The organism is Roseomonas gilardii, assembly GCF_001941945.1.
In the GTDB taxonomy this organism is placed as follows: Bacteria; Pseudomonadota; Alphaproteobacteria; order Acetobacterales; family Acetobacteraceae; genus Roseomonas.
Window position 1 is genome coordinate 3,193,811 of the sequence record NZ_CP015583.1, and the last position, 11,490, is coordinate 3,205,300.

Below are 11,490 nucleotides of genomic sequence, written 5' to 3' on the forward strand. Positions count from 1 at the left end.
GATACGGCATGCGTCGCCGCGGGCTCCTGGCAACCTCCCTGGCGGCGGGCCTGGCCGTCCCTCCCCTGGCCCTGCCGGGCCTCGTCCGCGCCCGGGCCGCGTCGTCCGGCGGCTCCGTGCTGCGCTTCGTGCCACAATCCGACCTCGCCGTGCTCGATCCCATCTGGAGCACGGCCTATGTCACGCGCAACCACGCGCTGATGGTCTTCGATACGCTCTACGGCATGGACAGCGCCTTCCGCGCCCGGCCGCAGATGGTGGCAGGGCACGAGGTCTCGCCGGACGGGCTGGACTGGCGCCTGACGCTGCGCGAAGGCCTGCGCTTCCATGACGGGGAGCCGGTGCTGGCGCGGGACTGCGTCGCCTCCATCCGCCGCTGGGGCGCGCGCGACGGGTTCGGCCAGACGCTGATGGCGGCGACGGAGGAACTTTCCGCCGAGGGCGACCGGGTGATCCGCTTCCGCCTGAAGCGCCCCTTCCCGCTCCTGCCGGATGCGCTGGGCAAGGCGGGTTCCGCGATCTGTGCCATCATGCCGGAGCGCCTGGCGAAGACCGATCCCTTCACCCAGGTGACGGAGATGGTGGGCAGCGGCCCCTTCCGCTTCCTGGCCCAGGAGCGCGTGGCGGGTTCGCGCGTCGTCTATGCGCGCCACGAGCAGTACGTGCCGCGGCCGGAGGACGAGGCGGGCGGCCCCGCCGACTTCACCGCCGGGCCGAAGCGGGTGCATTTCGACCGCGTGGAATGGCATGTCCTGCCCGACGCCGCGACCGCCGCCAATGCCATGCGCGCGGGCGAGATGGACTGGTGGGAGAACCCGACCGCCGACCTGCTGCCCATGCTGCGCCAGGACGCGAAGCTCACCGTCGCGCAGCGCGATGTCGCCGGCTATGTCGGCTGCCTGCGCTTCAACCACCTGAACCCGCCCTTCGACAACCCGGCCATCCGCCGCGCCCTGCTCGGCGCCGTGTCGCAGGCCGACTACATGACCGCCGTGGCCGGCACCGACCGGAGCAACTGGAGCGACGGCGTCGGCTATTTCCCGCCGGTCTCGCCGCTGGCCAGCGATGCCGGGATGGCGTCGCTCACCGGCCCGCGCGACCTCGCGGCGGCCCGCCGGGCCCTGGCCGAGGCGGGCTATGACGGCCAGAAGGTGGTTCTGCTCTCGCCCTCGGACTTCCCGACGCTGAAGGCCCTGGCGGATGTCACCGCCGACCTGCTGCGCCGGCTCGGGATGAACCTCGACGAACAGGCGATGGACTGGGGCTCGATGGTGCAGCGCCTGCCCAAGCGCGACCCGGTCGGGGCGGGCGGCTGGAGCGTCTTCGGCACCTTCTGGTCCGGCATCGACCAGATCAATCCCGCCGTGCACAGCTATCTGCGCGGCAACGGCATGGCCACCGGCTGGCCGCGCAGCGAGGCGCTGGAATCCCTGCGCGACGAATGGCTCGCCGCGCCCGACGCGGCGGCGCAGAAGGCCATCGCGGCGCGCATCCAGGAACAGGCCTTCCGCGACGTGCCCTATATCCCGCTCGGCCAGATGCTCGCCTCCACCGTCTTCCGGCGGGAGATCGTGGACATCCCCAAGGGCTTCGTCCTGTTCTGGAGCACCCGCCGTGCCTGATGCACCACCACTGAACCTGATCACCGACATCCCCGGCATCACCGTCGGCCATGCCACGGACCTCGCCCTCGGCTCGGGCGTCACTGCGATCCTTTTCGCCGGTGGCGCTACCGCCGCCGTCAGCATGCGTGGCGGCGCCCCAGGCTCGCGCGACACGGAGCTGCTGGCGCTCGACAAGACGGTGGAGAAGGTGGACGGGATCGTTCTGTCTGGCGGCTCCACCTTCGGCCTCGATGCCGGGACCGGGGTGCAGGCGGCGCTGCGCGAGCTGGGGCGCGGGCAGAACTTCGCCGGCATCACCATCCCGCTGGCGCCGCAGGCCATCCTGTTCGACCTGCGCAATGGCGGCGACAAGGACTGGGGCCGCTTCCCGCCCTATCGCGAGCTCGGCTACGCCGCCGCGATGGAGGCCGCCGGCCAGGACTCCGGCCATGGCTTCGCACTCGGCAGCGTCGGGGCCGGGACGGGCGCCACCACGCCGCTGGTCAAGGGCGGGATCGGCTCCGCCAGCCTGCTGAGCGAGAGCGGCCATGTCGTCGCGGCCATCGTGGCGGTGAACGCGGTCGGTTCCCCCCTGGTCGGGGAAGGCCCATGGTTCTGGTCCGCCCCCTTCGAGCGGGACGGGGAATTCGGCGGCCGCGGCCTGCCCGCCCGCTTCGCGCCGGAACACCTGCGGCCGCGCTTCAAGGGCGGCCCCGGCACCGCCACCACGATCGGGCTGATCGCCACCAATGCCGCGCTGACCAAGGCCCAGGCCGCGCGCCTCGCCAGCATGGCGGATGACGGGCTGGCCCGCGCCATCCTGCCCGCCCATGCGCCGAACGACGGCGATACAATCTTCGCCGCCGCCACGGGGGAGGTGCCGTTGGCGAACCCGCTGCGCGACCTGACCCTGCTCGGCCATGCGGCGACCATCGCCATGGCCCGGGCGGTGGCACGCGGGGTCTTCGAGGCGACGGCGCTACCCTATCCGGGCGCGCAGCCTTCCTGGCGCGAGCGTTTCGGGGGGTGACGACCCGGCGGGACCTCCCGCCTCAGGAGCCTGTCACCGGGTGTCAGTCATGGGCCGCGTCGGCCATGTTCCTGGCCGGCAGCAGCGCGGAAAGCTGCGCGGCACGCTCCTCCAGCCCGCCGATCCGGGCGAGCGTGACGGCGATCTCGGCCAGCTTGCCGCACTGGGCCGGGCAGGCCGCGAAATGGCCCTCGGCGACGGCGGGGATCAGCGCATCGGTCAGGAGCGCGATCACGTTGCGGTAGCGGGCCGCCGTGTCGGCGCCAGGGCCGGCCCAGGCCGGGGCGGTGCCCCACCAGAGTACGTTCAGCAGGCGGTCGGGCGGCGTCGTGGCGAAGACGGCACCGGTCGTCGCAGTGACCGCGGCCAGCAGCGCCTGCTTCACCGTGCCGGGCGCACCCTCGGCACCATCCACCACCTGGCGCAGATGCTGCAGCTCCTGCGTCAGCACCGCATCCGGCACCACGCCGACGCGAGCACCCACCATGGTGCCGCTGCTGTCGGCGAAGCCCTGCGGCGCCTCCAGCGCATTGATCAGCGGGTGGTACTCGTAGAGGCCGCTCCAGTCGAACTGGCCGCGGTAGAAGGATTCGTCATAGCCCTTCGGCACGCCCAGGAACCGTACGCCGACATCGCGGCCGCTGCGCCGGATCTTGAACAGGGCGAGGTCCAGCGTGTTCACCGGCCAGCCGAGATCCACCGCGCTCCAGAAGGCATCCACCGGCCCGTTGCCGGCGAGCGCCGCGGCATTGACCAGGAGATGCGTCGCCTGCCGCAGGTTCTGCACGTTGAAATGCCGGTCCGGCCCATGCAGGCCGATCATCCCAGCCTCGATCCCCGCCTGGATGTCGGCGGCGATGATGCCGTTCTCCAGCACATGGGTGAAGCGCGTGACGGCGAAATGCGTCGCCTCCGCCCCGTCTGCCCGCTTGGCTGCCCGCTCAGCCGCCGCGCGGCGCGCGGCGCGCATCCACTGCGCCTCGGCCAGCTTCTTGGTGGCGGTATAGACGTGGTCGGTCACATAGGCGAAGCATTTGCCGGTCGAGGAATAGACCGCCACCCGCACGCCATGGCGCCGGCAGGCCTCGATGACGTTGCCGCTGCCGAAGACATTGGTTTCCACCGCCTCGCGCACCACGGCCTCGGCCCGGCCCGGCTCGCGGATCGCGGCCAGGTGGAAGACCACCTCGGGCCGCGTCTCGCGGAAGGCGGCATCGAGCGCCGCCATGTCGCGGATATCGGCGGTGATGCCGACACCCTCCCCGTGATGCGGGGCGATGTCCAGGCTGAACAGCGCGGCCGGCCCGAAGCCCTGCAGCAACTGGCGCAGCCGCGTGCCGACGGAGCCGGCGCCGCCAGTGACCAGGATCCGGCGCCCGGCCAGCCGCGCCAACGCCGCGTCGCGGTGCAGCTCCACATTGCGGGTCATGGCGAGTTCCAGCGGGTCCTCGTCCAGCCCGCCCTCGGCCTCCCGGGCGGCCAGGAGGCGCCGCGTCAGAACCTTCAGGGTCTCGGTCGCTGCCCCATCCAGGCCAGCGCTGCCATCAGGCGCCAGGGCGATGATCTGCTGAATCAGGTCGGCGCTGCTTTGCGGCATCGAATCAATCGCCCTGTTGGAGCAACGTGTCCTGCACAAGGACAGTGCGGCACGAAAGCTTTGTAACTCTCAGTTTCCGCAATGCAGCATACATGGGCTCATCAAGTAAAGTCGCATTAATTGGATTTAGGAATTCACACGAAACCCGGCGACTTCATGCCCCGCCAAACGGGATCATTCCAAAATGGCAACCGGCTTTCCGATTTTAGGGATGTGAAGAGCCCCGGTCTTTCCGGTCGTGTTTCCACGACCGGACGCGGAAGGCAGGGCGTCAGGCCTTCGGCCCGGTCCAGGCCGAGAAGCCTTTCTCCAGGTTGAACAGCCGTCCGGGATCATAGCCAGCCGTGACCAGGGCACGGATGACGGCCGCGCTCCGCATGCCGGACTGGCAATAGACCAGCACGTCGCGGTCCCGTGGGATACCATCCAGCACGCCGGCGGTGCCCTGCTCCCGCAGCGCCCCGACCGCCTCGTCGATCAGCGGCTTGGGGATGCGCAGGGCATCCGGCAGGGTCCCACCCATCCATTCCGGCGGATTGCGGACGTCGAGCAACACCATCTCCGGCCCCGCCTCCAGGCGGGCGAGGGCCTCGGTGGCGGAAAGCCCCTGTCCGACCACGGGCGCGGAGCAGACCATCTGGACCTCCCGCAGCACGATCTCGGAACGCGGCTTGCTGCAACAGGGACAGTCCGGCGCCTTGGCCACGGTGACGGTGCCGAAGCTCATGTCCAGCCCGTCATAGACCAGCATCCGCCCGATCATCGGCGTGCCGATGCCGGTGAGCAGCTTGATCGCCTCGGTCGCCTGCAGCGCGCCGATCACGCCCGGCAGCACGCCCAGCACCCCCGCCTCGGCGCAGTTGGGCGCGAGCTCGGTCGGCGGCGGCTCGGGGAAGAGGCAGCGGTAGCAGGGGCCGACGCGCGCGTCGAAGACGCTGAGCTGCCCGTCGAAGCGCAGCACGCCGCCATAGACGTTGGGGATGCCGAGCTTGGTGCAGGCATCGTTGACGAGGTAGCGTGTCGGGAAGTTGTCGGTCCCGTCGATCACCACGTCATAGCCGGCGATCAGGTCCAGCGCGTTGTCCACGGTCAGGAAGACGTCGTGGCGCTCGATCACCAGGTCCGGGTTCAGGTCGGTCATGCGCGCCGCGGCGCTTTCCGTCTTCTGCCGGCCCAGGGTGGAATAGCCATGGGCGACCTGGCGCTGGAGGTTGGTTTCCTCCACCACGTCAGGGTCCACCAGCCCGATGCGGCCGACGCCCGCGGCGGCGAGATAGAGGGCGGTGGGGCAGCCCAGCCCGCCGGCGCCAATCAGCAGCACGCTGCCGGCCTTCAGCCGGCGCTGCCCCTCGATGCCGAACTCCGGCAGGATCAGGTGGCGACCGAAGCGACGCAACTCGGCGGCGCTGAGGTCCGGCAACGGGGCATCCGCCAGGCGTGCGCTCATCCGCCGGCGATGCTCGCCAGGATGCGGATCTCGTCCCGGCTTTCGACCGGCGTCTCCAGCCCGTCCAGCAGGCGGATGTCCTGGCCGTTCTTGAACACCATCACGAAGGGCCGGAGCCGGTTGGCCGTGAAAAGGTGGCCCCGCATCTCCGGCAAGTCGTCCACCAGGCTGTCCAGCACCGACTGGACGGTATCGCCCTCGACCGTGACCTGCGCCTGCTGGGCTGTGTATCGGCGGAGCGAACTCGGCACCAGGATGACCGGCATGGAACCCCTTTCGGAACGTGCCAGGGAGCCTGTCCAGCCCGGAGACGAATTCCGGCGGCAACGCCTCGCAGGGAGGCGCCAGGGCCGCCGGCCTTCATGCCGGGCAGGCAGGGATCCCATGATCAGGAGCACCTATAGAGCGACGACGTGTCGAAATCTGCAACCAAAATCTCGATTAAATTGACATATAAGCGCTTGATACGAATTACGAATGGTTAACCGCGCCATCGCTCCGGGCCATGGCGCGGCCCGGTTCAGGAGCGGCCCAGGGTCTTGGCATTCGCCGCGACGCGGCGGCGGGCGGGCGCCATCGCGGCATTGGCGATCTGCCGCGCATCGGCGCCCTGCAGCGCCTTGCGGCCGGCATCCATCCATCCCTGGGTGAAGGCGCGCTGCTTCTCCAGCGCCATCTCCGTCAGGGCCGGGGCGGCCGTGGCGGGTTCGGCCCAGAGGCTGGCCGAGCGGAGGGTGAAGACCCACCCGGCCTGCCAGGCGAACAGGCTCCAGCGTGTCATCTCAGCGAAGGCCCCGACGGGGTCAGCCAGGTTGGGTGCGGTTTTGGGCATGGGGGCCTTCGTACAGGTTCGGCTACAACACCGCCAGAATCGTTTCGGCCTTGCTGGCTTCGAAGGCGCCCGGGGCCTCGATCCCGACATGCGCCACCTTGCCGTCGCGGGCGATCAGGGCGAAGCGCTGGCAGCGCACCCCCATGCCGCGGGCGCCCAGGTCCATCTCCAGGCCCAGCGCGCGGGTGAAGGCGGCGGAGCCGTCGGCGAGCATCGTGATCTCCTCACCCAGGCCCTGGTCGCGGGCCCAGGCGGCCATGACGAAGGCGTCGTTCACCGCCATGCAGGCGATCGCATCGACGCCCTTGGCCCGCAGGGCCTCCGCCTGCTCCTTGAAGCCGGGCAAGTGCCTGGCGGAACAGGTGGGGGTGAAGGCGCCAGGGACGCCGAACAGCACCACCGTCCGGCCGGCGAAGAAGTCCGCGGTGTCCTGCTCCTGCGGTCCGTCCGGAGTGGCACGCATGAGCTTGACCGAGGGGATCGTGTCACCGGGCTGAATGGGCATGGGCTTCCTTTCCTGCTGGGCACGCCCCGGGGGCATCCCCCCGATGGGGATGGGATGGGGTTGGCGGCGCGCCCGCGCGGATGCGGCGCGAGCGGAGCCGGGCTGTCAAGCGCCAGCGGCCCGGCAGGTACATTGTCCGGCCGGAACCGCCCCGCGGCGACCCGTCCGGGACCCGCTCCCGGAAGCCGCCCCGGCCCCCTTCATGGGACAGTCCCGGGAGAGCCCGCTCGCAGGCGCCGGGCCGTCACGAAAACACAGCGGCAAGGGCGGCTTGTCGCCACAGGCCGCTTGCGGGCGGCGGGGGAGCCCGCCACATTCAGAGGTGATGGCGAGGCACGCACGAGACGACGACACCCCCGATCTTCCCGAGGACGCCCCAGAGGGCCGGCCCGAGGGAGCCAAGGATTCGCCCGCCCGCCGCCCGGCCCGGCGGCGGAGCCGGAAGGGCCGCGACCGGGACATCAGCCTGCCCGACAGCACCTCCATGGCGGGGCAGGTTCTGATCGCCATGCCCAGCATGCAGGACCCGCGCTTCGCCCGCAGTGTGATCTGCCTCTGCGCCCATTCCTCGGACGGGGCGATGGGGATCGTGCTGAACAAGGCGATCGAGAACCTGTCCTTCGACGACCTGCTGAAGCAGCTCGACGTCGCGCCGGTGCCGCCGCAGCGCCGGATCGCGCTGCATGCCGGCGGGCCGGTGGAGGGCGGGCGAGGCTTCGTGCTGCACACGGCAGACTGGTCCAGCGAGGGCAGCCTGCAGGTCGATCCCGAACTGGCCCTGACGGCGAGCGTCGATATCCTGAAGGCCATCGCCGGCGGCGGCGGGCCGCGCCGGGGCCTGCTGGCCCTGGGCTATGCCGGCTGGGGTCCGGGGCAGCTGGAGGAGGAGCTCCAGCAGAATGCCTGGCTCAACGTGTCCCCGGACGAGGCCCTGATCTTCGAGGAGGAAGAGAACGACGCCAAGTGGCGCCGGGCGCTGGCCAAGCTCCGGGTGGACCCGCTCCTGCTGGTGAGCGTCGCCGGGCGAGCCTGATCGCGCCGGGCCGGGGCGCAGAAACCGGCCCTCCTTCCCCAGCGCAACCGGTGCCGCCGCAGGCCGATAACGCCCGGTTCCGGTTGTACGGCCGCGCCGGGCATGGGAAGCGCCCGCTACCCGCCCCTGACATGAAGGAGCCGCGCCCCATGGCACACGCCCCACGCCGCCCCGTCCTTTCGCTGCTGCGCGACTTCCTGGACCACAGCGCCTCGGGTGGGCTGGTCCTCATGGCCGCCGCCGCCCTGGCGCTGGTGGTGGCCAATACCGGCCTGGCGCCGGCCTATTTCCATGCGCTGCACACCTATGTCGGCGGCCTCAGCCTGCTGCACTGGATCAATGACGGGTTGATGGCGGTCTTCTTCCTGCTCGTCGGGCTGGAGATCAAGCGCGAGATGCTGGACGGCCAGCTCGCGAGCTGGGGGCGCCGCGCCCTGCCCGGCATCGCCGCCCTCGGCGGCATGGCGGTGCCGGCGCTGATCTATGTCGGCTTCGCCCATGGCGATCCGGAGGCGCTGCGCGGCTGGGCCGTGCCCGCCGCCACCGACATCGCCTTCGCCCTCGGCGTGATCTCCCTGCTGGGACAGCGCGTGCCCGCCTCGCTGAAGATCTTCCTCGCCGCGCTCGCCATCCTCGACGACCTCGGCGCCGTGGTGATCATCGCCGTGTTCTACACGGACAGCCTCTCGCTGCTGGCGCTCGGCGCCGACGGCGTGATCCTGGTGCTGCTCTTCCTGCTCAACCGCGCCGGCACGCGGCAGCTCTGGCCCTATCTGCTGCTTGGCGCGCTGCTCTGGTTCTTCATGCTGCAATCGGGCGTGCATGCCACGCTGGCGGGCGTGCTGCTGGCCCTCTGCATCCCCCTGCGCCATCGCCCGGGCGGGGCCGACGACACGGTGGAATCGCCACTGCACCGGCTGGAGCACGGGCTGACGCGCTGGGTGAACTTCCTGATCCTGCCCATCTTCGGCTTCGCCAATGCCGGCGTCTCCTTCACCGGGATGAGCCCGGAGGCCCTGCTCGGCCCCGTCTCGCTGGGCGTCGGGCTGGGCCTCTTCCTCGGCAAGCAGATCGGCGTCTTCGGAGGCGCCTGGCTGGCCGTGAAGCTCGGCGTGGCGGAACGCCCGGCCGGGGCGAGCTGGCCGCAGATCTACGGCACCGCCCTGCTCTGCGGCATCGGCTTCACCATGAGCCTGTTCATCGGCCTCCTCGCCTTCCCCACCCATCCGGAGATGCAGGACGCGGTGAAGATCGGCGTGCTCGGCGGCTCGGTGGTTTCGGCCCTCTGCGGCGCGGCCCTGCTCCGCGTCACCGGACGGGCGCTGGATGCGCGGGGGGAGGCGATCCGGGCCTCCTGAGGCGCGGCTCCCGTGACCCGGGGGCAAGGCGCCCCCTCACCTCCGCGCAGCACCCACTCCCGGCGGGGTCTCGGGGAGGCCCTCGCCTCCCTGAGCGGAGAGGGTGTGGGAGAGGCAGGGCCTCTCCCACGGACAGGCAGCCCTCGGATCAACCGCGGCGCAGGTTCCACAGATACGGGTTCGGCCCCTGCAACACGCCGGAAAGATCGGCGCGGAAGCCGGTCTGCAGCACGAAGATGCCGGTGGGCGCGAAGGGCACGCTGTTCCAGCTTGTCTCCTGCACGCGGCGGAGCGCCAGGGACTGTGCCTCGGCATCCGGCGCGTAGAGCCAGCGGTCGATCGCCTCCTCCGTCGCCGGGTCTTCGGGCCAGCCGAACCAGGCCTTCTCCCCATTGCCGCGGATGGCAAAGTTCACCGCCGGGTTGGCGATGGAGCCCGAGGGCGCGTTGGTGGGCAGGATGCTCCAGCCGCCCTCGCCCGGCTTCGCCTTGCTGGTCCGGCGGGTGAGCACGCTGGCCCAGTCCGTCTCCACCAGATCGACGTCGAAGCCGAGCTGGCGCATCAGTTGCGCGGCCAGCCGCCCCTGTGGCGCGATGGCGGCGAAGTCGGAGGCGTTGATGATCACCACCTTCGCCCCCTCCACCCCGGCGGCGCGGATGATCTTCCGGGCCGATTCCAGGTCCGGCGCCACCGGCGTGTGGCTTTCCACCCCCGGCAGGGTGCAGGGGAGCATGGCATGGCATTCCGCCCAGTCGCCCGGGGCGGCGACGGAGGCCATGAAATCCGGTTGCGCCACGAGGTCGCGCACGGCGCGGCGCACCTCCACCTTGTTGAAGGGCGGGTGCAGCTGGTTGAAGCGCATGATCCCGAGGAAGCCCATCGGGTCATAGACCTGGAAGGCCAGCTTCGGGTCCTGCTTCAGGGACGGGATCAGGTCCGGCAGCGGGTATTCCACCCAGTCCACCTCGCCCGTCCGCAGCGCCGCCGCCGCGGTCGCGCCATCGGGGATGATATGCCATTCGAGCCGGTCGAAATGCACCAGCTTGCCGCCCGAGGCGCCGTCGGCGGGCTCGGCGCGGGGCACGTACCGCTCGTTGCGGGCATAGGCGACGCGGCTGCCGCTGTTGAACTCGTCCGGCAGGAAGCGCCAGGGGCCGGAGCCGACGATCTCGCTGATGGGCTTGTCGCCCGGCGTCTTCGCGATGCGCTCCGGCATGATGAAAGGCACCACCGAGGCCGGCTTGGCCAGGGCATAGAGCAGCGCCGGGAAGGGACGGTGCAGGCGGATCGACAGGGTGCGGTCGTCCGGCGCCGTCCATTCCGCCACGCTCTGGCGCAGGATCTGCCCGAACTGGTCGCGCGAGGCCCAGCGCTCCAGCGAGGCCAGGCAGTCGCGCGCCCGCACCGGCTCCCCGTCGTGGAAGCGCAGCCCCTCGCGCAGCCGGATGGTCCAGCGCTTCCCGTCCTCGCTGGTCTCGTGGCCTTCCGCCATCTGCGGATGCGGCCGCAGCTTGGTGTCGGTGGCATAGAGCGTGTCGAAGACGCAGAAGCCGTGCGTGGTGCTGATCGTGGCGCTGAGGAAGATGGGGTCCAGCACCGTCAGCGCCGCCTGCGGCACGAAGCGCAGGGTGCGGGCGCGCGTGGCAGCGGGCGCCACGCCTGGGTTGCTTCCCGGGTTCCCCCCCTGGGCCAGGGCTGGGCGGGCCAGCATGGCAGAAGCCAGGGCAGCAGGAGCCAGGGCGGGCACGGCCAGCCCGGCCTTCAGCAGGTCACGTCTTTGCATGGGGTGTTTCCTCTCTCGCGGGTCCCAGGATGGGAGGAGAGGTGCAGGGCCACGCCGCCCACCGGGATACCCGGCGGGGCAGGACTCTCCGGAACGGGTTGCCCTTCCGTGGCATGAGGTGCACCGATCCCTTCGCCGGTCCTAACCGGGGCAGGTTCCAGGGGTCGCGGGCCAGATGCCCGCCTCTCAGCCCGGTATGGGCTCCCCCCGATGTCCGCCCCAGCTATGGGCCAGGGGCCGGATGGCGGCAAGACGCCCGCGTGGTGACGGCAGGGCAATCCTGCGTGCCACCCCCTGGAAC

Annotated in this window: 10 protein-coding genes and 1 riboswitch; of the genes, 4 read left to right on the forward strand and 6 right to left on the reverse strand. The window is 70.9% G+C overall.

The window, feature by feature from the left end; all coding sequences use genetic code 11:
• Positions 1–8: 8 nt before the first annotated feature.
• Positions 9–1,622 (forward strand): ABC transporter substrate-binding protein, encoded by a 1,614-nt coding sequence (locus tag RGI145_RS14695; protein ID WP_075798926.1) that lies wholly within the window; start codon positions 9–11, stop codon positions 1,620–1,622.
• A complete protein-coding gene (locus RGI145_RS14700; RefSeq protein ID WP_083670769.1) occupies positions 1,615–2,634 on the forward strand; it encodes a P1 family peptidase in 1,020 nt (339 codons plus the stop codon). Before RGI145_RS14695 ends, RGI145_RS14700 begins: the two co-directional genes overlap by 8 nt.
• Before the next feature lie 43 nt (positions 2,635–2,677).
• Here RGI145_RS14700 and RGI145_RS14705 read toward each other — a convergent pair whose 3' ends face one another.
• From RGI145_RS14705 to RGI145_RS14725, 5 genes are all read right to left on the reverse strand, one after another.
• Positions 2,678–4,231 (reverse strand): polysaccharide biosynthesis protein, encoded by a 1,554-nt coding sequence (locus tag RGI145_RS14705; protein ID WP_075798927.1) that lies wholly within the window; start codon positions 4,229–4,231, stop codon positions 2,678–2,680.
• A gap of 271 nt (positions 4,232–4,502) precedes the next feature.
• Entirely contained in the window at positions 4,503–5,678 is a 1,176-nt protein-coding gene (moeB, locus tag RGI145_RS14710; RefSeq protein WP_075798928.1) for a molybdopterin-synthase adenylyltransferase MoeB, read from the reverse strand.
• Positions 5,675–5,944, reverse strand: a complete 270-nt coding sequence (locus RGI145_RS14715; RefSeq protein ID WP_075798929.1) for a MoaD/ThiS family protein — start codon at positions 5,942–5,944, stop codon at positions 5,675–5,677. The genes moeB and RGI145_RS14715 overlap by 4 nt, the downstream gene beginning before the upstream one ends.
• 254 nt (positions 5,945–6,198) lie before the next feature.
• A complete protein-coding gene (locus RGI145_RS14720; protein ID WP_075798930.1) occupies positions 6,199–6,510 on the reverse strand; it encodes a hypothetical protein in 312 nt (103 codons plus the stop codon).
• Between the two features lie 22 nt (positions 6,511–6,532).
• A complete protein-coding gene (locus RGI145_RS14725; protein WP_075798931.1) occupies positions 6,533–7,015 on the reverse strand; it encodes a peroxiredoxin in 483 nt (160 codons plus the stop codon).
• 325 nt (positions 7,016–7,340) lie between these two features.
• Between RGI145_RS14725 and RGI145_RS14730 the strand changes: the two genes are divergently transcribed.
• Together RGI145_RS14730 and nhaA are read left to right on the forward strand one after the other, a co-directional pair.
• A complete protein-coding gene (locus RGI145_RS14730; RefSeq protein ID WP_075798932.1) occupies positions 7,341–8,048 on the forward strand; it encodes a YqgE/AlgH family protein in 708 nt (235 codons plus the stop codon).
• A 149-nt stretch (positions 8,049–8,197) separates the two neighbouring features.
• Positions 8,198–9,406, forward strand: a complete 1,209-nt coding sequence (gene nhaA, locus RGI145_RS14735) for a Na+/H+ antiporter NhaA (protein ID WP_075798933.1) — start codon at positions 8,198–8,200, stop codon at positions 9,404–9,406.
• 148 nt (positions 9,407–9,554) lie between these two features.
• Here nhaA and RGI145_RS14740 read toward each other — a convergent pair whose 3' ends face one another.
• Positions 9,555–11,189: an ABC transporter substrate-binding protein gene (locus RGI145_RS14740; protein WP_075798934.1), complete on the reverse strand. Its 1,635-nt coding sequence runs from the start codon at positions 11,187–11,189 to the stop codon at positions 9,555–9,557.
• Between the two features lie 109 nt (positions 11,190–11,298).
• Positions 11,299–11,407: riboswitch (TPP riboswitch) on the reverse strand.
• Positions 11,408–11,490: the final 83 nt, after the last annotated feature.

Bases quoted from the DNA above. Each gene is read 5' to 3' on its own strand.
- RGI145_RS14730 (WP_075798932.1), top strand. From the start codon at position 7,341: ATGGCGAGGCACGCACGAGACGACGACACCCCCGATCTTCCCGAGGAC.
- RGI145_RS14695 (WP_075798926.1), top strand. From the start codon at position 9: ATGCGTCGCCGCGGGCTCCTGGCAACCTCCCTGGCGGCGGGCCTGGCC.
- RGI145_RS14705 (WP_075798927.1), bottom strand. From the start codon at position 4,231: ATGCCGCAAAGCAGCGCCGACCTGATTCAGCAGATCATCGCCCTGGCG.
- RGI145_RS14740 (WP_075798934.1), bottom strand. From the start codon at position 11,189: ATGCAAAGACGTGACCTGCTGAAGGCCGGGCTGGCCGTGCCCGCCCTG.
- moeB (WP_075798928.1), bottom strand. From the start codon at position 5,678: ATGAGCGCACGCCTGGCGGATGCCCCGTTGCCGGACCTCAGCGCCGCC.
- RGI145_RS14715 (WP_075798929.1), bottom strand. From the start codon at position 5,944: ATGCCGGTCATCCTGGTGCCGAGTTCGCTCCGCCGATACACAGCCCAG.
- RGI145_RS14720 (WP_075798930.1), bottom strand. From the start codon at position 6,510: ATGCCCAAAACCGCACCCAACCTGGCTGACCCCGTCGGGGCCTTCGCT.
- nhaA (WP_075798933.1), top strand. From the start codon at position 8,198: ATGGCACACGCCCCACGCCGCCCCGTCCTTTCGCTGCTGCGCGACTTC.
- RGI145_RS14725 (WP_075798931.1), bottom strand. From the start codon at position 7,015: ATGCCCATTCAGCCCGGTGACACGATCCCCTCGGTCAAGCTCATGCGT.